Annotated in this window: 19 protein-coding genes; 10 read left to right on the top strand and 9 right to left on the bottom strand. The window is 73.6% G+C overall.

Annotated features, from left to right (window positions below):
• On the top strand, positions 1–1,593 hold the full coding sequence (locus AMK25_RS13530; RefSeq protein ID WP_073828742.1) for a PAS domain-containing sensor histidine kinase: 1,593 nt from the start codon (positions 1–3) through the stop codon (positions 1,591–1,593).
• Here the strand turns inward: AMK25_RS13530 and AMK25_RS13525 are convergent.
• Positions 1,568–3,439, bottom strand: coding sequence for a glycosyltransferase family 39 protein (locus AMK25_RS13525; RefSeq protein ID WP_073828741.1), 1,872 nt, complete (start codon positions 3,437–3,439; stop codon positions 1,568–1,570). The two genes, AMK25_RS13530 and AMK25_RS13525, sit on opposite strands and share 26 nt — an antisense overlap.
• A gap of 493 nt (positions 3,440–3,932) precedes the next feature.
• On the opposite strand from AMK25_RS13525, the gene AMK25_RS13520 reads away from it, so the two are divergent.
• The 4 genes from AMK25_RS13520 to AMK25_RS13510 are packed head-to-tail and all read left to right on the top strand — an operon-like array spanning position 3,933 to position 7,274.
• Positions 3,933–5,642 carry a nitrite/sulfite reductase gene (locus AMK25_RS13520; protein ID WP_073829327.1) on the top strand — a complete coding sequence of 570 codons (1,710 nt, stop codon included), beginning with the start codon at positions 3,933–3,935 and terminating at the stop codon, positions 5,640–5,642.
• The gene (locus tag AMK25_RS32405; protein WP_013288361.1) at positions 5,639–5,797 is read left to right on the top strand and encodes a hypothetical protein; all 159 of its coding nucleotides are present in this window, start codon (positions 5,639–5,641) and stop codon (positions 5,795–5,797) included. Before AMK25_RS13520 ends, AMK25_RS32405 begins: the two co-directional genes overlap by 4 nt.
• Entirely contained in the window at positions 5,794–6,543 is a 750-nt protein-coding gene (locus AMK25_RS13515) for a phosphoadenylyl-sulfate reductase (protein WP_043328516.1), read from the top strand. Before AMK25_RS32405 ends, AMK25_RS13515 begins: the two co-directional genes overlap by 4 nt.
• Positions 6,525–7,274 (top strand): sirohydrochlorin chelatase, encoded by a 750-nt coding sequence (locus AMK25_RS13510; RefSeq protein WP_073828740.1) that lies wholly within the window; start codon positions 6,525–6,527, stop codon positions 7,272–7,274. Before AMK25_RS13515 ends, AMK25_RS13510 begins: the two co-directional genes overlap by 19 nt.
• A gap of 65 nt (positions 7,275–7,339) precedes the next feature.
• Here AMK25_RS13510 and AMK25_RS13505 read toward each other — a convergent pair whose 3' ends face one another.
• Together AMK25_RS13505 and AMK25_RS13500 are read right to left on the bottom strand one after the other, a co-directional pair.
• On the bottom strand, positions 7,340–7,597 hold the full coding sequence (locus tag AMK25_RS13505) for a WhiB family transcriptional regulator (RefSeq protein WP_013288358.1): 258 nt from the start codon (positions 7,595–7,597) through the stop codon (positions 7,340–7,342).
• A 448-nt stretch (positions 7,598–8,045) separates the two neighbouring features.
• Positions 8,046–8,996: a diacylglycerol/lipid kinase family protein gene (locus AMK25_RS13500; protein ID WP_030503232.1), complete on the bottom strand. Its 951-nt coding sequence runs from the start codon at positions 8,994–8,996 to the stop codon at positions 8,046–8,048.
• Between the two features lie 43 nt (positions 8,997–9,039).
• Between AMK25_RS13500 and AMK25_RS13495 the strand changes: the two genes are divergently transcribed.
• Positions 9,040–9,441: a hypothetical protein gene (locus AMK25_RS13495; RefSeq protein WP_073828739.1), complete on the top strand. Its 402-nt coding sequence runs from the start codon at positions 9,040–9,042 to the stop codon at positions 9,439–9,441.
• 25 nt (positions 9,442–9,466) lie between these two features.
• Here the strand turns inward: AMK25_RS13495 and AMK25_RS13490 are convergent, their stop codons facing one another.
• Genes AMK25_RS13490 through sodN form a run of 3 tightly spaced genes read right to left on the bottom strand, consistent with a single transcriptional unit; the run spans position 9,467 to position 10,832 of the window.
• The gene (locus AMK25_RS13490; protein ID WP_030503230.1) at positions 9,467–9,874 is read right to left on the bottom strand and encodes an ATP-binding protein; all 408 of its coding nucleotides are present in this window, start codon (positions 9,872–9,874) and stop codon (positions 9,467–9,469) included.
• Between the two features lie 32 nt (positions 9,875–9,906).
• The gene (locus tag AMK25_RS13485) at positions 9,907–10,431 is read right to left on the bottom strand and encodes a GNAT family N-acetyltransferase (RefSeq protein WP_073828738.1); all 525 of its coding nucleotides are present in this window, start codon (positions 10,429–10,431) and stop codon (positions 9,907–9,909) included.
• The gene (gene sodN / locus AMK25_RS13480; protein WP_073828737.1) at positions 10,428–10,832 is read right to left on the bottom strand and encodes a superoxide dismutase, Ni; all 405 of its coding nucleotides are present in this window, start codon (positions 10,830–10,832) and stop codon (positions 10,428–10,430) included. The genes AMK25_RS13485 and sodN overlap by 4 nt, the downstream gene beginning before the upstream one ends.
• Positions 10,833–10,910: 78 nt before the next feature.
• Here sodN and AMK25_RS13475 point away from each other — a divergent pair, with 78 nt between their 5' ends.
• The 3 genes from AMK25_RS13475 (at position 10,911) to AMK25_RS13465 (ending at position 13,620) form a co-directional block, all read left to right on the top strand.
• Positions 10,911–11,249, top strand: coding sequence for a S24 family peptidase (locus tag AMK25_RS13475; RefSeq protein ID WP_073828736.1), 339 nt, complete (start codon positions 10,911–10,913; stop codon positions 11,247–11,249).
• Positions 11,250–11,405: 156 nt separating this feature from the next.
• Complete coding sequence (locus AMK25_RS13470) at positions 11,406–12,581, top strand: NAD(P)-dependent malic enzyme (RefSeq protein ID WP_073828735.1); 1,176 nt, start codon at positions 11,406–11,408, stop codon at positions 12,579–12,581.
• Between the two features lie 85 nt (positions 12,582–12,666).
• A complete protein-coding gene (locus tag AMK25_RS13465; protein ID WP_073829326.1) occupies positions 12,667–13,620 on the top strand; it encodes a zinc-binding dehydrogenase in 954 nt (317 codons plus the stop codon).
• Between the two features lie 80 nt (positions 13,621–13,700).
• Here AMK25_RS13465 and AMK25_RS13460 read toward each other — a convergent pair whose 3' ends face one another.
• From AMK25_RS13460 to AMK25_RS13450, 3 genes are all read right to left on the bottom strand, one after another.
• Positions 13,701–14,666, bottom strand: coding sequence for an alpha/beta hydrolase family protein (locus AMK25_RS13460; RefSeq protein ID WP_073828734.1), 966 nt, complete (start codon positions 14,664–14,666; stop codon positions 13,701–13,703).
• 41 nt (positions 14,667–14,707) lie between these two features.
• Entirely contained in the window at positions 14,708–15,241 is a 534-nt protein-coding gene (locus AMK25_RS13455) for a nucleotidyltransferase domain-containing protein (protein WP_073828733.1), read from the bottom strand.
• Positions 15,242–15,359: 118 nt separating this feature from the next.
• Positions 15,360–16,562, bottom strand: a complete 1,203-nt coding sequence (locus AMK25_RS13450; protein ID WP_073828732.1) for an alpha/beta hydrolase — start codon at positions 16,560–16,562, stop codon at positions 15,360–15,362.
• A 181-nt stretch (positions 16,563–16,743) separates the two neighbouring features.
• On the opposite strand from AMK25_RS13450, the gene AMK25_RS32400 reads away from it, so the two are divergent.
• Entirely contained in the window at positions 16,744–16,917 is a 174-nt protein-coding gene (locus AMK25_RS32400; RefSeq protein WP_166457193.1) for a hypothetical protein, read from the top strand.
• Positions 16,918–17,103: the final 186 nt, after the last annotated feature.

The raw sequence follows: 17,103 nt of genomic DNA, 5'->3' as shown, positions 1-17,103 counted from the left end.
GTGTCCACCCTCCGTGACCTCGCCGAGGAGCACACCGCGCTCCGGCCGGCCGACATCGACCATCTGCACCGGATCGCCGGCGACTGGCAGTTGCTGTCCGACCTGTCCTTCGCCGACCTGCTGCTCTGGGTGCCGGTGGACGGCGACGGCACGTTCCTCTGCGTAGCCCAGGTCCGTCCCACCACCGCCCCGACCGCCTACCTGGACGACCAGGTCGGGCGGATCGTCGGCGGAGCCGAGGTGGCCCACCTGGAGGTGGCCTACCGGCAGGGACGGATCTGGCGCGAGGGCGACCCGGTCTGGTACGGCGACGTCCCGGCCCGCCACGAGGCGATCCCGGTCCGGCTGCGCACCGGCGACGGTGAGGCCGGCGAGGTGATCGCCGTGGTGGGCCGGGACACCAACCTGTCCACCGCGCGCACCCCCAGCCAGCTCGAACTGAACTACCTCACCACCGCCGACGACCTCGCCCAGATGATCGCCGACGGCACGTTCCCGCCGCCCCGGCACCCGGGCGAGACCACCTCGGCGCCCCGGGTCGGCGACGGCCTGGTGCGGCTCGACGCCAACGGCAAGGTCACCTACGCCAGCCCGAACGCGCAGTCCGCGTACCGCCGCCTCGGTTACGCCTCCCATCTGGTCGGCGAGGACCTGGCCAAGCTGCACCGCCGGCTGGCCGGTGACCCCCTCGAAGGCACCGACGCGGGCAACGCCGTGCTCGCCGCGCTGCGCGGCGAGGCGCCGCCCCGGCGGGAGATCGACGCCCGCGGCGCCACCATGCTCACCCGCGCGCTGCCGCTGATGCCCGCCGGAGTGCCGATCGGCGCGCTGGTGCTGGTCCGCGACATCACCGAGGTACGCCGCCGCGACCGCGCCCTGATCACCAAGGACGCGACCATCCGGGAGATCCACCACCGGGTGAAGAACAACCTCCAGACCGTCGCCGCGCTGCTACGCCTGCAGGCCCGGCGGGTCTCCATGCCCGAGGCCCGGGTCGCGCTCGAAGAATCGGTACGCCGGGTCGCCTCGATCGCGCTGGTGCACGAGACGCTCTCCATGTCCAGCGACGAGGCGGTCGAGTTCGACGGCATCGTGGACCGGGTGGCCAGCGCCGCCACCGAGGTCGCCGCCACCGAGGTGACGGTCGGCATGCGCCGGCGCGGCAGCTTCGGCATACTGCCCGCCGAGATCGCCACCTCCCTGGTGATGATCCTCAACGAGCTGCTGCTCAACGCCGTCGAGCACGGTTTCCCGCCGGCCGACGAGGAGGCTGCCACGCCTTCGCCGGCGGACGCTCCCCGGCCGGAGGCGGCAGTCACCGCGCCCCGGCCCGAGGTGGTGGTCTCCGCGCACCGGGCCCGTAAGCAACTGCACGTCACGGTCAGCGACAACGGCCGAGGGCTGCCCGAGCAGTTCGACGCCGAGCGCGGCGGCAACCTCGGCCTGCAGATCGTCCGGGCACTGGTCACCGGCGAGCTGCGCGGCACCATCGAGCTGCGCAACGGCGCCGACGGCGGCACCGAGGCGGCCATCGTCGTACCGCTGGCCCGCGGCACCACCGACCGCCTCACCGGGCGAGCAGGGCCACTGTGATCCCCGGTCGCGGCCACACCTGGCGCACCGTGTAGCCCGCGCGCAACGCGTCGCCCTTCGCGCCCGGCACCGCCGCCACCGGATCCGTGCGCCGGCCGGTGACCACCAGCCACACCCGGTCCACCCCGGCCAGGCACCGCGCCGGGTCGTCGCACTCCACGGCCCAGAGGCTCGCGTCCTGACGCTGGTCGCGGACCACCAGCACGTCGCGTGGCAGCCTCGACCCCAGGTGGTACGCCACGCCCAGGTCGGGAAAGAGCCAGCTGTCCCGGGGCGCGTAGACGATCGCGTCGCCCGGCCGCTGTTCGGCGCCGATGATCCGGGCCGCGCCCGCGTAGTCGACAGGGGCGCTGCGCGGCCACTCGTGGGTGCGGCGCAGCGCCGACTGGTCGGGCAGGCCGAGCAGCCCGGCCAGGACCACCACCGCGACCCCGGCCGCGACCCGTCCGCGCGGCGATGTCGGCCCTTGCTCTGCTTCCACGGGCGCGGCAGTGCGGCCGGCTGCGGCGGGTGTCGCAGTGCGCGCTGGTTCAGCGGGCGTTGCTGTTGCCGGCGTTCGGGCCGGTGCGGGAGTGACCCGCGCGGCAGCCAGCGCGGCGCCGGCCAGTACGCAGGCGAACGGCACGGTGAAGACCAGGTAGCGGGTCACCCAGAGCGGCACCATCGTTCCGGCGGCGAACACCAGCAGCACCGGCAGCAGCACGGCGGCGGCCGGCAGCAGCGCCCGGCGACCCAGCCGGGCCACGCCGAGCGCCGCGAGCGCGAGCACGAAACCGCCGACGACGCCGCTCTGCGCCAGCGCACCCGGTAGCGCCGCCAGGTCGGGCAGGCGCGCCGGGTCGACCCAGTCGAGCTGTCGACCGCGCTGCCCCCGGGCGACGAGTGCCAGTGGGGTGACGAGCACGACGGCCGGCACCAGCGCCAGCAGCCACCCGGCCAGCGCCCGTCGGCCGGGCGCCCACGCCTCCCGAGCCTCGCCGGTCACGTCCTGCGGTTCCGCTTCCGGCGCGTCCGTGCCGTGCTCCCTGCGCCCGGGATGCGGTGACACCCGTGGCGTTCCACCGGCGTTCGATCTCGTGGCTGAGTGGAACGCCGTGGGTGTCTGCGGGGCGCCGTGACACCCGTGGTGTTCCACTCGCGTTCGATCTCGTGGCTGGGTGGAACGCCACAGGTGTCTGCGGCGTGGCCGGCTCGCGTCGGGCATCTGGGCCCGGGACTGGCCGGGCGGATCGACGACCCCCGCAGGGCCATGTGCGGCGACCAGCAGCACCACCACTGCGTGCGCGGCGAGCAGCGTGAGCGCGAGCAGGTGGAGCAGCCCGAGCGCGGCGACCGCGGCGGCGTACCCCGCCCAGCGCCACCGCCCCGGCCGGCGCAGCGCCTCGACCAGCAGCAGCGTGGCCAGCACCGCGAACAGCGTGGCGAGCGCGTACGGGCGGGCCTCCTGCCCGTACCGCGAGGTGGCCGGCAGGACCGCAAACAGCAGTCCGGCCAGCAGCCCGGCGCGACGGCCGACCAGCACCGCGCCGAGGCGGGCGGTGAGCGCGGCGGCCACGGCCATGGCGAGCGCGGAGGGCAGCCGCAGCGCCGTCGGTGACGTGCCGGCCACCGCGGTCCAGCCGTGCATGAGCAGGTAGTACGGCCCGGTGGCGGCGTCGATGGTGCGGGTCATCCGGAACAGGTCGGAAAGCGGGCGGGTGGCCGCGCTCCAGGTGGCCAGCTCGTCCCGCCAGGGTTGGGCGTGCCCGATCCCGGCCAGCGTCACGGCGAGCGTGAGCAGCCCCGGCGCCACCCACACCGCCCAGCCGGGACGGGCGCGAACAGACGCTGGCGCGAACCTCCTCACCCACGCAGCGTCACACGCCCGCTCCCGCTCACCCGCCCGCTCCACCAATTCCCACCCGCCCGACCCCTTCCCGCCCCAACCCTCACCCGCCCCGAGCCCGTCGATCATGAAGTTGACGGCACTCACCGTCCCTTTTGTCCCCGTCAACTTCATGATCAACGGGGAGGGGGTGGGAGGGGGAGTGGATGAGAGTCGATCTCGGTGGGGCCCGTGATGTGGGATCACAGTGCGGAGCTGTGGTCGGGCAGGGCGTGGTGTGGCAGCATGAGGCACATGACCGCCGCTGTCGTCCGCCGCTTCGTGGCTCGCCGCCACGTCGATTACGGCCGCGTGCGCAGCGCGATCTGTCCGGCCTACTGACGACGCCCGACCCATCCGTCTCGGGCGCGCACTCGCGCCGGCCGTCATCGACATCGCCGTCCACGGCCCACTCTCGGGCCGGCCGTCGCGTCCGCGCTCGCAGGCACCGCAGCAAGCAATGGAGGACGCCGCGATGGCGGTCAGCAGCACCCCGACCCGACCCGACTCCCCGGCGCCCGCCGCCCGTGCGCCCCGCCGGCCACGCGGCGAGGGCCAGTGGGCGCTCGGGCACAAAGAGCCGCTCAACCCCAACGAGCGGATCAAGAAGGACGACGACCCGCTGAACGTGCGGGACCGGATCGAGAACATCTACGCCCACCGCGGTTTCGCCTCGATCGACCCGCAGGACCTGCGCGGGCGGTTCCGCTGGTGGGGCCTCTACACCCAGCGCAAGGCCGGCATCGACGGCGGGCGCACCGCAGTGCTGGAGCCGCACGAGCTGGAGGACGAGTTCTTCATGCTCCGGGTCCGGGTGGACGGCGGCCAGCTCAACCTGGCCCAGCTCCGCGTGATCGCGGACATCTCCCGCGAGTTCGCCCGCGACACCGCGGACATCACCGACCGGCAGAACATCCAGTACCACTGGATCCGGGTCGAGGACATGCCGGAGATCTGGCGTCGGCTGGAGGCGGTCGGCCTGCAGACCACCGAGGCGTGTGGCGACTGCCCCCGGATCGTGCTCGGCAGCCCGGTCGCCGGGGTGGCCCGGGACGAGGTGCTCGACCCGACGCCGGCGATCGACGAGATCGTCCGCCGGTACGTCGGCGACAAGGCGTTCTCCAACCTGCCCCGCAAGTTCAAGACCTCGATCTCCTGGCTGGTCGACACGCCGTACGAGGCGAACGACATCTCGTTCCTCGGCGTGGAGCACCCGGAGCACGGTCCCGGCTTCGACGTCTGGGTGGGCGGCGGGCTCTCCACCAACCCGATGCTCGCCAAGCGGCTCGGCGTCTGGGTTCCGCTGAACGAGGTGCCGGACGTGTGGGCCGGCGTGGTCGGCATCTTCCGTGACTACGGCTACCGTCGCCTGCGCAACCGGGCCCGGCTGAAGTTCCTGGTCGCCGACTGGGGCGTGGAGCGGTTCCGGGAGGTGCTGGAGAAGGAGTACCTGGGCCGCACGCTGCTGGACGGCCCGGCCGCGGACCTGCCGGCGAAGCCGGTGGACCACATCGGCGTGCACGCCCAGCGTGACGGCGCGAACTACGTGGGCGCGGCCCCGGTGGTGGGGCGGGTCTCCGGCACCCAGCTGGCGCAGCTCGCCGACGTGGTCGAGGCGCACGGCAGCGGCCGGGTGCGGCTCACCCCGTACCAGAAGTTGCTGGTGCTGGACGTGGCGGCGGAGCGGACCGACTCGCTCGTCACGGCGCTGCGCGGGATCGGCCTGGAGGCCCGGCCGTCGGCGTGGCGGCGCGGCACGATGGCCTGCACCGGCATCGAGTTCTGCAAGCTCGCCATCGTCGAGACGAAGCGGCGCGGCGAGGAGCTGGTCGCGCGCCTGGAGGAGCGGCTGCGCGACTTCGACGCGGACATCTCGATCCACCTCAACGGCTGCCCGAACGCCTGCGCCCGCACCCAGGTCGCGGACATCGGGCTCAAGGGCCAGCTCGTGGTCGGCCCGGACGGCCGGCAGGTCGAGGGCTTCCAGGTGCACCTCGGCGGCGGCCTCGGCATGGCCCAGGGGCAGACCGCCGGCTTCGGCCGCAAGCTGCGCGGCCTGAAGACCACCGCCGAGGAGCTTCCGGAGTACGTGGAACGGCTGGCCCGCCGCTACCTGGCCGGCCGGACCGAGGGTGAGACGTTCGCCAACTGGGTGATCAGAGCCGACGAGGAGGAGTTGCGATGAGCGACGCTCGGTCTGCGCCTCTCTACTGCCCGTACTGCGGCGAGGAGGACCTGCGACCGCACGAGGCCGGGCACGGCGCCTGGGAGTGCCACGCCTGCGCGCGGGTCTTCGCGGTGAAGTTCACCGGCCTGCTGAGCCGGGCGGTGACCCGGTGAGCGGCCTCGTCTCCGCCGCCGGTCTCGGCCTGATCGGCGAGGCCGGCCCGGCCCGCCGCGACCCGGAGGAGCTGCGCGCGCTGGCCGAGGAGGCCGGCCGGGAACTGGCGGACGCGCCCGCGATCGAGATCGCCCGGTGGGCCGCGGAGACGTTCGGCGAGCGGTTCTGCGTGACCAGCTCGATGGCCGACGGAGTGGTGGCGCACCTGGTGTCCCGGGTCGCGCCCGGCGTCGACGTGGTGTTCCTGGACACCGGGCTGCACTTTCCGGAGACGCTGAGGGTCCGCGACGAGGTGGCCCGCCGGATGCCGGTGCGGGTGCGCTCGATCCGCCCCCGGATGACAGTCGGCCAGCAGGACGGCCAGTACGGCCCGCGCCTGTTCAACAGGTCCCCGGACGACTGCTGCCAGCTGCGCAAGGTGGAGCCGCTGGAGCGGGCGCTGTCCGGGTACGACGCGTGGGCCGCCGGGCTGCGCCGCGACGAGTCGCCGACCCGGGCCAACACGCCGGTGGTGGGCTTCGACGCGCGGCGCGGCAAGGTCAAGGTCAACCCGATCGCGGCCTGGACGCAGCGGGAGGTGGACGCGTACGTGGCCCGGTACGACATCCCGGTCAACGAGCTGTTCGCCCGCGGCTACGGCTCGATCGGCTGCTGGCCGTGCACCCGGCGGACGAAGGCGGGGGAGGATCCGCGTTCCGGTCGCTGGGCGATGTTCGAGAAGACCGAGTGCGGCCTGCACACCTGAGGGCCGGGCCGCCCGTGGTGCTCGTCGCGCACGGGAGCCGTGACCCTCGGGCGGCCGAGGCGACCCGGGCGCTGGCCCGGGCCGTGGCGGACACCTGGCCCGGTCGTGCGGTGCTCCCGAGCTGGCTCGACCACACCGATCCGGGCCCGGCCGAGGTGCTGCGCGGGCTGGCCGCCGCCGGCCACTCCCGGGCGGTTCTGGTGCCGCTGCTGCTGACCGCCGCGTACCACCGGAAGGTCGACATCCCGGCGGCGGTCGCGGCGGCGGGCGCGGACATCGAGGTACGGGTGACAGACGTGCTGGGCCCGGCCGGCGCCGGCGTGGACGGCGGGCTGCTGGACGGGTTGCGCCGCCGCCTGGCGGAGGCGACCGGCGACGAGCCGGCCGGGCTGGACGCGGTGGTGCTTGCGGCGGCGGGCACCCGGGATCCGGCCGCGCGTGCCTCGGTGGGTCGGGTCGCCGCGGCGTTCGGCGCCGGGCTGGGCGTGCCGTGCCGCGTCTCGTACGCCTCGGCGGCGCCGCCGGAGGTCGGCGGCGCGGTGGCGCGACTGCGCGCGGCGGGGGCCCGCCGGGTCGCGGTGGCGGCCTATTTCCTGGCGCCGGGCCGGTTCCACGACGGGGTACGCGAGGCGGCCCGGTCGGCCGGCGCGGTGGCGGTGGCGGAGCCGCTGACCGACCTGCCGGAGTTGGCGGACCTGGTCCGGCGGCGCGTGGACACGGTGGCGGCCTGACCGGCCCGGACACAGCGCGACGCCCCGGCCGGAATCCCGGCCGGGGCGTCGACGAGTGGTACGGGTCAGGCGGAGTGAGCGCGCAGCACCCGGAGACCGCCGCGGCGCTTCACCGCGCGGCGCTCTTCCTCGCTCATCCCGCCCCAGACGCCGGCGTCCTGACCGGACTCCAGCGCCCACTGCAGGCACTGGTCGGTCACGGGGCAGCGCCGGCAGACGGCCTTCGCCTGCTCCACCTGAAGGAGGGCCGGGCCGGACGTCCCGATCGGGAAGAACAGCTCCGGGTCCTCGTCGCGGCAGACCGAATCGTGGCGCCAGTCCATGGCGGCAACACTCCTCATTCTTAGTGGTGGCCAGTAAACGCTTCGTTGTTATTGCTATATGCGTCCGCATTGCCGAATGGTGACGTTCAGCATCCATCAATTCGGCGCAGCGTGAGCAGGCTGTGGGGTGCCTGGACCTGCTGGAACAGCTCAACCGAACGAGCATATCCAGGCAATGTCCCGGCAACACGAGTTCGCTTGTGAATACTTTCACGAACTACAGCGATGTCAAGGGTGCCGCTCGGAAAAACTCCGAACAGTGAGCGGGCTCACCACCCATTTGTCCGGGTTTACCAGGGTCCTGGTTACCCGGCGTGCCACAGTCGATAATCAATGTAGTACGGTCTGCGTGACGTTGCTGACATTTCCGGCACCCTTCCTCGGCGTGGCGGCCACCGCGCCCGCGCGGCGGGGGGGATCCGCGTCAACCGAGTGGAGTACCCGAGACCTAGCAGATTACTCTCAGTGCCGCCGGCACGGAGGTGAATCGGACTTTCTCCCGCTCGCCGAGGTAGTCCCCGTCCATCTGGAACGGCAGTGGGCGCTCCGAGCGCAGGGTGAACTCCGCCAGGTCGTGCAGACGCAGCACCTGCTTGCCGTGCGGATCCGGCTTCCGGGAGAAGAACTGCGCCGCCGTACGGGCCGTGCTGGCCACCCGCAGCCGTCGCAGCGCCAACACGTCGAGCCCGAGGTCGAACGACGCCTCCGGGTTCGGGTTGATCTCCCGGTCGCCCAGGTACGTCCACGGCGCGGTGTTCTGGATGATCGCCGTGGCCAGTTCCGTGTCCGGCGCCTCACCCGGACGCTCCAGCGTGATCGACGGGTGGCGGCGGTCCGAGCCGACGAAGTACTGGCTCGCGGTGGAGCGGAAGTAGAGCGCCGGAGTCGAGACACGCCCCTTCTTGCGGGACTGTTCCACCCGGCGGATGACCGCCGCGTCCAGCCCGAAGCCGGCGCAGAACGTGAAGTAGCGGTCGTCCGCCCGGCCCAGCCCGATCGTGCGGGACCGGCCCAGCCGCAGCCCTTCCAGGATCATGCTGGTGCCGTCCGGCCACTCCCGGGGCAGCCCGAGCGCGCGGGCGAAGACGTTCGTCGAGCCGCCGGGCACAGTGGCCAGCGCGGGCAGCCGCTCGGCCGAGGTCTGCCCGGTCCGGAACGTCGGCGGCTCCGCCGCCATCAGGCCGTTGACCACCTCGTTGACGGTGCCGTCGCCGCCGAGCGTGACGACCAGGTCGACGCCCTCCTGGGCGGCCTCCCGGGCCAGGTCCATGGCATGGCCCCGCCGGCGCGTGTAGCGCACCGACAGGTCGACTTCACTGCGCAACGCCCGGACCAGCACGTCCCGGCTGCGCTCGCTGGTGGTGGTGGCCTTCGGATTGACCACCAGGACGGCCCGCATGGGCGGCACTGTACCGCGACTACCCACCGGTATCGTGGCGCCCGTGACGATCGACTCCGACCCGGTCCCCGGCACGCTGCGCGCCGCGGTGCTCCTGCTACGCGCGGAGGCGGTGGCGCTCGGGCTGATCGCGGTGTGGCTCATCTGGTCCGACCTCACCGCTGAAACGACGGACCTGGTCTCGGCGCTGTGGGTGACCGCTTTCGCGATCGGCGGCGCGGTGGCGCTCTGGGCGCTCGGCGGCGCGTTGTCCCGCCGTCGCGCCGGGGCGCGCGCTCCCGCGATCGTGCTTCAGCTCATGCTGCTGCCGGTCGGCTGGTTCATGATCGAGGGAGGGATGGGCTGGCTCGGCCTGCCGCTCATGGCGTTCGGCATCGGCATGGTCGGGTTGCTCGTGAGCGGCCCGACCAACCGCGCGCTCGGCTTCGGCGACCCGGAACGCTGAGCGGGGGAGCGGCGGCCGCGACCGGTCAGTAGCCGCCGGCGCGGCGGGTCAGCAGCGAGATGGTGGCCCGGCCGTCCGTAGCGTGGGCGTTGGCCCCGGTGGTCAGCGCGGTGAGGACCTTCCAGGCGAACGACGACTCCGACGGCAACGTCGCGCCCCGGACCGTCGGCACCGTCACCTCGACGGTGAGCGCGTCCTCGGTGACCGCGAAGCGGCACTCCAGCTCGGCGTCGCGGGTGGCGATGGCGAGCAGCATGGCGCACGCCTCGTCGACAGCGATGCGCAGGTCCTCGATCTCGTCGAGGGCGAACTGGAGCCGGGCCGCGAGGCCGGCCGTGGCGGTGCGGAGCACGCCGAGGTAACCACCGTCGGCGGGCACGGTGAGATGGACGACGTCGTCGTCAGTCGTCGGGTGCCCGGTCAGTTGAGTCACGGCTCCTCCCCCCGGTGCGGGACTCTACCCGGTCAGGGGGCCGACCGCGTGGGCGCGGCCGTCGCGCGCGTGGCGAGCTCGCGCAACGCCGGCCCGGCCAGGCGGTACGGGGTCCACTCGTCCATCGGCGTGGCGCCGATCGCGGCGTAGAAGCGGGCCGCCGGGTTCCAGTTGATCATCCACCACTCCAGCCGCTGGTAGCCGCGCTCGACACAGATCGCGGCGAGGGTGGCGAGCAGCATCCGGCCCGCGCCGGTGCCCCGGGCGGCCGGGCGGACGTACAGGTCCTCCAGGTAGATGCCGTGCACGCCGGCCCAGGTGGAGAAGTTGAGGAACCAGAGCGCGAAGCCGACCGGCTGGTCCGCCGCGTCGACGGCCACGTGACCGAAGAGCGCCGGCGACGCCCCGAACAGGGCCGCGTCGAGTTGCTCGGTGGTGAGGTGGCACTGCTCCGGGGCGCGCTCGTACTCGGCGAGCTCGTGCACCATGGCGACGACGGCCGGTACGTCCCCAGGACGTACCGGCCGGATCGTCAACGTGTCGTCGGGCGACGTCACGCCTGCTTGGTCTCCCAGAAGATCTTCGAGATCTCGTCGATCTTCGCCAGCAGCTCGTCGGCCTTGGCCGGGTCGGTGCCGCCCTTGGCGCCGGCCGCGCCGGCCAGCTTGGTGGCCTCGTTGAACAGCTGGTGCAGGTGCGGGTACTTCTCGAAGTGCTGCGGCTTGAAGTAGTCGGTCCAGAGCACCCACAGGTGGTGCTTGACCAGGTCCGCCCGCTGCTCCTTGATCAGGATGGCGCGGGTACGGAACTCCGGGTCGGTGTTGGCCTGGTACTTCTCGCAGATCATTTTGACCGACTCGGCCTCGATCCGGGCCTGGGCCGGGTCGTATACGCCGCAGGGCAGGTCGCAGTGAGCGCTGGCCGTCACCCGGGGCGTGAGGATGCGGGGAAGGCGCATCAGGGTCCTCCATGGGTTGTTTGCGATGATCCAAGACGACATTACTCCTGGAGACGCCCTCAGGGGCTGGGAGGTGACATGGCGCCCACCGGCGAACCTCCGCTACTGCGCGGCCCGCTGGCGCCGGTGCTGGTGACCGGCCCGTCCATGTCCCCGACGCTGCGTCACGGCGACGCGGTGCTGGTCCGCACCGGAGGCCGGGCGGTGCGCCCCGGGGACGTGGTCGTCGCGGTCTTCCGCAGCCGTCCCGACCTGCTCGTCGTCAAGCGCGCGGTGGAGCCGCGCGACGGCGGCTGGTGGTTGCGCGGCGACAACGAGTTCGTCACCGACGACTCCCGGGCGTACGGGGTGGCCGACGTCCGGGGCCGGGTGGTGGCCCGCTGGTGGCCACGACCCGGACGGGTGCGGCGCAGGTAGGTGAGGGGGCGATATGACCCCGCTCACATCCTGAGGGCCGGAGCGTGACTATGCTCGGAAAGTGCCCGGGTGACCCCCGCACCGCCACGCCGCCGGTCGCTGACCACCGCTGACCGTGCCGGCCGGTCCGTCTGCTCGACAGATCCTGGAGTCACCATGTCTTCGTCCACCCCGGACCCCGCCGATCCCGTCTTCCGCCTGCACGTCGGCGGCAAGATGGCAGTCACCTCCACCGTGCCGCTGACCAGCCGCGAGGACCTCTCCCTCGCGTACACCCCGGGGGTTGCCCGGGTGTGTGAGGCGATCGCCGCCGACCCCGCGCTCGCCGACACCTACACCTGGGTGTCGCACACCGTCGCCGTGGTCACCGACGGCTCCGCCGTACTCGGTCTGGGCAACATCGGCCCGCGCGCCGCGCTGCCCGTGATGGAGGGCAAGGCGGTGCTGTTCAAGCAGTTCGCCGGCGTCGACGCGGTGCCGGTCTGCCTGGACACGCAGGACGTGGACGAGATCGTCGCGACGGTCAAGGCGCTCGCGCCCTCGTTCGGCGGGATCAACCTGGAGGACATCAGCGCGCCGCGCTGCTTCGAGGTGGAGCGGCGGCTCGACGAGGCGCTGGACATCCCGGTCTTCCACGACGACCAGCACGGCACCGCGATCGTGGTGCTCGCCGCGCTGCGCAACGCCGCGACGCTGCTCAACCGCAAGCTCGGCGACCTGCGGGTGGCCGTCAGCGGCGCGGGCGCGGCCGGCGTCGCGGTGACCAAGATGCTGATCGCCGGCGGCGTCGACCCGGCCCGGGTGGTGGTGTGCGACTCGCGCGGCATCATCGGCCGGCACCGCGAGCTGACCGGCACCAAGGCCGAGCTGGCCGAACTCACAAACGCCGAGGGCCGGCAGGGCGACGTCACCGAGGCGCTGCGCGGCGCGGACGTGCTCATCGGCGTCTCCGGCGGCCAGATCCCCGAGGCGGCGGTGGCCGGCATGGCCCCCGGCGGCATCGTGTTCGCGCTCGCAAACCCCACTCCGGAGGTGCACCCCGAGGTGGCCGCCCGGCACGTGGCGGTGGTCGCCACCGGGCGCAGCGACTACCCGAACCAGATCAACAACGTGCTCGCGTTCCCCGGTGTGTTCCGGGGCGCGCTGGACGCCGGCGCCACCCGGATCACCGACTCGATGAAGGTGGCCGCCGCCGACGCCATCGCCGGCGTGGTGGCCGAGTCGCTGACCGCCGACGCGATCGTGCCCTCGCCGCTGGACCCGCGGGTGGCGCCGGCGGTGGCCGAAGCGGTCGCCGAGGCCGCTCGCCGCGACGGCGTCGCCCGCCGCTGAGATGTAAGGAAGGGGCCCTTCCTAACGCCTCCGGTAGAGGAAGGGCCCCTTCTTAACTGCTGCTCAGCTTGTTACCGTGCCGATCATGCGTGCTGCCTTCGCCTCGGCCTTCGACACCGACAACCCGCTTGCCGCGCTCGCCGTCGGCGACCGTCCCGAGCCGACCCACCCGCAGGACGACTGGGTCACCGTGCGGGTCCGGGCCAGCTCGCTCAACCACCACGACCTCTGGTCGCTGCGTGGCGTGGGCCTGACCGCCGACCAGCTCCCGATGATCCTCGGCTGCGACGCGGTCGGCACCGACCCGGACGGCAACGAGGTCGTGATCTACCCGGTGGTGCCCACTCCGGGCGACCCCCGCGGGGTCTCCATCCTCTCCGAGCACTACCAGGGCACATTCGCCGAGCTGGTCGCCGTACCCCGGGTGAACCTCCTGCCGCTGCCCGACGGCCTGTCGGCCACCGACGCGGCGTGCCTGCCCACGGCCTGGCTCACCGCCTGGCGGATGCTCACCACCAAGGGCCGGGTCGCCGACGGCGAGTCGGTGCTGGTCCAGGGCGCCGGCGGTGGCGTGGCCACCGCGGCGGTCGCGCTCGGCGTCGCGCTCGGCAAGCGGGTGTACGCGACCAGCCGCGACGCCGCCAAGCGGGAGCGGATCGCCGAGCTGGGCGCGACCGCGCTGGAGCCCGGCGCGCGGCTGCCGGAACGGGTCGACGTGGTGATCGAGACGGTCGGCGCGGCCACCTTCGACCACTCGCTGAAGTCGGCCGCCCCGATGGCGCGGATCGTGGTCTCCGGCGCCACCTCCGGCCACGAGCCGAAGGTCAACCTGCGCCGGGTCTTCGCCATGCAGCTGGAGATCCTCGGCACCTCGATGGGCACCCCGGACGAGCTGACCGAACTGCTCGCGTTCTGCGCCGAGCACGAGGTGCGGCCGGTGGTCGACCGGGTGGTGCCGTTCAGCGAGATCACGGAGGCGTTCGCGCGGCTGCACTCCGGCGACGTCTTCGGCAAGGTGGTCGTCGACCACACCGCCTGAGGCGTACGGCGCGGGCGGCGCGGATGGCGTGTTAAGAAGGGGCCCCTTCTCTACCGGAGGCGTTAAGAAGGGGCCCTTCCTTACAGCCGGTCGTCGAGCGTGGCCACGCCGCCCTTGGCGGCGTCGACGGGGAGGCGCTCCTTCGCCGCCGGGTCGCCGTAGAGCGTCCAGCGGAGGAACTCCACTGTCGTGTCCGCGACCACGCCCAGCGCCTTGCCGTCGCCGAGCAGGGCCCGGCCGTGGTCGCCCTTCGGCAGGCTGAGCATCGCCTTCGGCCACGGCACCGCGTCGAAGACGGCCTTGCCGGCGGCGTACGACACCACCTCGTCGGCCTCGCCGTGCACGAACAACTGCGGCGCGACGGTGCCGGCGAACGCGGTACCCACGCCGAGCGCCGTGCCGGAGAAGACGATGCCCGCATCCAGCCGCGCGTCCCGGCCCGCCGTGAACAGGCCGATCGTGGTCACGCCACCGGCGCTGTGCCCGGTCGCGGCCACCCGCTCCGGGTCCAGCCGGCCGCGCAGCGGATCGCCCGCCTTCTCGCCGAGCGCGAGCACCCGGGTCAGCACGTACGACACGTCGGCCGGCTGGTTCAGCACGTCCAGCGCGTTGCCGTCGGTGCCCCGGGACGTGTGCGGGAAACGTGGCGCCGCGACCACGAAACCGGCCGCCGCCCAGCGTGTGAGCAGCACCTGGTAGTCCTCGGGCCGGGCGGTCAGCCCGTGACTGAACAGCACCACCGGGAACCGCCCGTCGGCCGCCGGGGCGGAGCGCTCGACCGCGCCGCCGGCCGCGCCCGCCGCCGGGTACCAGAGCGTCACCGGCAACGGCCGGGTGCCGTCCCGGTTCAGCTTCACCTGGCGTACGCCGACCGCGAAGCTCTCCGTGGGAGCCTTGCCGGCGGGTACGAGCGGGGTCGGTGTGACGCTGGTCGGTGAGGTGTCCGGAGCGGGCCGCCCGGCCGGGGCGGCGGGCTGCTCCGAGCAGCCGGCGAGGGTGGCGCCGAGGACGGCGGCGGTGACGAGGGCGGCGGAACGACGGCGCATGAACTCGATTGTGCCTCGCGATCGCCTGACATCCGGCCCGGTCAGCCCGTCGGATGGTCGCACGCCGATGCCCGCAGCCGGGCCAGGTCGGCGGCGTCCTTGGCACGGCGGGGCCGCTCCGGCATCCAGACCGGGAACATCTCCTTGAACTCGATCTGCGCGGCGACGCTGATCACCGGCGCCGCGAGCGGACCGATCCGGCCCGGTGGGGCGCTCAGCATGCCCTCGGGCAGTACGGTGCCCGCCCACGGTCCGGCGCCCACGACGACCCGGCCCGCCGCGTCCCGGTCGAGGTACGCGAAGCTCAGCTCGACGTCGTCCCGGACCAGGTCGAGCTGGAGCGTTGCCGGCATTCGAGGGTCGGGCCGCCAGTCGAGCGTGCCGAGCCGGTCGGCCAGCAGGTCGGCGTCCCGCCGCCAGCAGTACCAGTCGACATCGACGTGAGGGCGGCTCACCGCGCCGAGGTGGAAGTCCATCGCCCAGCCGCCACGCAGCCAGACGTCGATCCCGGCCGCTCCGGCCACCTCGACGACCTCCCGGATGGCGCCCAGTTGCCGCCCTTCCAGCCCGTCCACGCCCGCACCCTACCCACCCCCGCCCTGGCTCGCGTCGATCATGAAGTTGGCGGCATCTGCTGTCCGGTTTGTCGCCGTCAACCTCATGATCAACGGCGCTGGGCCGGGCAGGGTGCGGTCACGCCGGGAGGGAGCGGGTGGTGAAGGTGGTGTTGAGGGCTGTCGCGTCGGCGGGGAGGCGGCGCAGCGCCGCCCGGTCGGCGTAGAGCGTCCAGCGCAGGAAGTCGGTGGTGGTGGCGAGCACCTGGGCGAAGCCGGAGCGGCCGGGCGTCAGGTACTCGCCGTGGCCCTGACCGCGCAGGCTCAGGAAGGCGGCCGGGCCGAGACAGCGGGCGTACGCGGCCCGGCCGATCGACTCCGGCACGATCCGGTCGGCGCTGCCGTGCACGAACAGCATCGGCGCGAGCGGCCGGGAGAAGCCGGCGACCATCCGGCCACCGGCGATCACTATCCCGGCCCGCAACGGGGACGGTTGCCCCGAGGCGAACATCCCGAGGCTGGTGTGACCGCCGGCCGAGTGCCCGGCGGCGGCGAACCGGTCCACGGCCAGGTGCGCGCCGAGCGGGTCGCCGGGGCGGGCGCCCAGGCGGACCAGGTGGCGGACCAGCCGCCAGGCGTCGGCCGGCTGGTTGCGTACGTCATCGCGGGTGTAGTGGCGGGCGCGCAGGTTCGTACGCGGGTATGCGGGCGCTACCACCACGAACCCGGCGGCCGCCCAGCGGCTGGTCAGCGCGGCGTGCAGCGCGGGCAGGCTGCGCAGCCCGTGGCTGTAGATGACCACCGGGAACCGGCCCGCCGCGAACGGCGCGCCCGGTCGCACCCGTGGCCCGTCCAGCGTGCCGGTGCCGGGCGGCCTGGAGGCGGGGCCGGTCGAGGTAGCGGCGGGGCCCGGCGAGGGGGCGGAGCCGGGTAGCGCGGCGGAGCCTGGCGCGGTGGTCCGGTCGGGCGTGGTGGCGAGGGTCTGTGCGGTGGTGTGGGCCGGTGCGGCGGGACCTGTGGTGGCGGAGGTCTGTGCGGGGGCGTGGGCCGGTGCGGCGGGACCCGTGGTGGCGAGGGTGCGCGCGGTGGCGCGGGCCTGTCCGGCGGGATCCGTGGACGCGGACGGGGTCGCCTGCGTGGGCAGGGCGGCCGGGTACCAGACGGTGACCGGCAGCGGCCGCGCGCCGTCCGGGTCGAGCGTGAACTGGCGCATCCCCACCGCGTACTGGCGCTCGGGCGCGGGCCGGACACCGGCCGGTACGGGATCGGTGGTGGCGACGGCCTGGCCGCAGCCGGCCAGCAGCGCCGTCATCAGCGCGGCCACCAGCCGCTGCCCCCTCACACCTGCACGGTAGGCAGCCGAGCGGTCGGTCCGCGCCCGCCGTCCGGATCGGCTGCCGTCACCACCCGGCTGGGCGACACCTCCACCGGCCGGGCGGGTTTGCGCGGGCCGGGTGAGCCGGATGTCGAGCTCCGGCCCGGCGGGGCGGCCTGGTCCGGCCGGCTTCGCTAGGGTCACCCGCATGGCTGAGAACTACACCGACCCGAGTGGCAACACAGCGCAGTTCCGCGCGTTCGTCGATTCGCCCGAGCCGGCCGCGTCGGCGTCGGCGCCGTCCCGGGTGCCGCTGATCGCCGGTGTGGCTGTCGCCGTCGTCGTGGTGGTCGCGCTGGTCGCCTGGATCGCCCTGGGCTGACCCGGCCGCCGCAAGCCGGTCGCCGGCAGCGGCAGGTTCGGCACCTGAGGCACCGGGGTCACGCCACTTCGCCGTAGTGGTGGCATCGGAGGGGTCGGGATCACGCCACTTCCCCGAGGTGGCGGCGTCGCGCGCACCGGACCACGCCACCTCCCCGAAGTGGCGGCACCGTCGCCCAAACCGCTG

Origin of the sequence: Micromonospora sp. TSRI0369 (genome assembly GCF_001905625.1) — a bacterium.
In the GTDB taxonomy this organism is placed as follows: Bacteria; Actinomycetota; Actinomycetes; order Mycobacteriales; family Micromonosporaceae; genus Micromonospora; species Micromonospora echinospora_A.
This window is presented reverse-complemented; position numbering and strand designations above follow the sequence as displayed.

Coding starts and splice junctions, on each gene's coding strand:
- AMK25_RS13465 (WP_073829326.1), top strand. CDS start 12,667: ATGCGTGCTGCCTTCGCCTCGGCCTTCGACACCGACAACCCGCTTGCC.
- AMK25_RS13475 (WP_073828736.1), top strand. CDS start 10,911: ATGGCGCCCACCGGCGAACCTCCGCTACTGCGCGGCCCGCTGGCGCCG.
- AMK25_RS13500 (WP_030503232.1), bottom strand. CDS start 8,996: ATGCGGGCCGTCCTGGTGGTCAATCCGAAGGCCACCACCACCAGCGAG.
- AMK25_RS13470 (WP_073828735.1), top strand. CDS start 11,406: ATGTCTTCGTCCACCCCGGACCCCGCCGATCCCGTCTTCCGCCTGCAC.
- sodN (WP_073828737.1), bottom strand. CDS start 10,832: ATGCGCCTTCCCCGCATCCTCACGCCCCGGGTGACGGCCAGCGCTCAC.
- AMK25_RS32405 (WP_013288361.1), top strand. CDS start 5,639: ATGAGCGACGCTCGGTCTGCGCCTCTCTACTGCCCGTACTGCGGCGAG.
- AMK25_RS13520 (WP_073829327.1), top strand. CDS start 3,933: ATGGCGGTCAGCAGCACCCCGACCCGACCCGACTCCCCGGCGCCCGCC.
- AMK25_RS32400 (WP_166457193.1), top strand. CDS start 16,744: ATGGCTGAGAACTACACCGACCCGAGTGGCAACACAGCGCAGTTCCGC.
- AMK25_RS13505 (WP_013288358.1), bottom strand. CDS start 7,597: ATGGACTGGCGCCACGATTCGGTCTGCCGCGACGAGGACCCGGAGCTG.
- AMK25_RS13460 (WP_073828734.1), bottom strand. CDS start 14,666: ATGCGCCGTCGTTCCGCCGCCCTCGTCACCGCCGCCGTCCTCGGCGCC.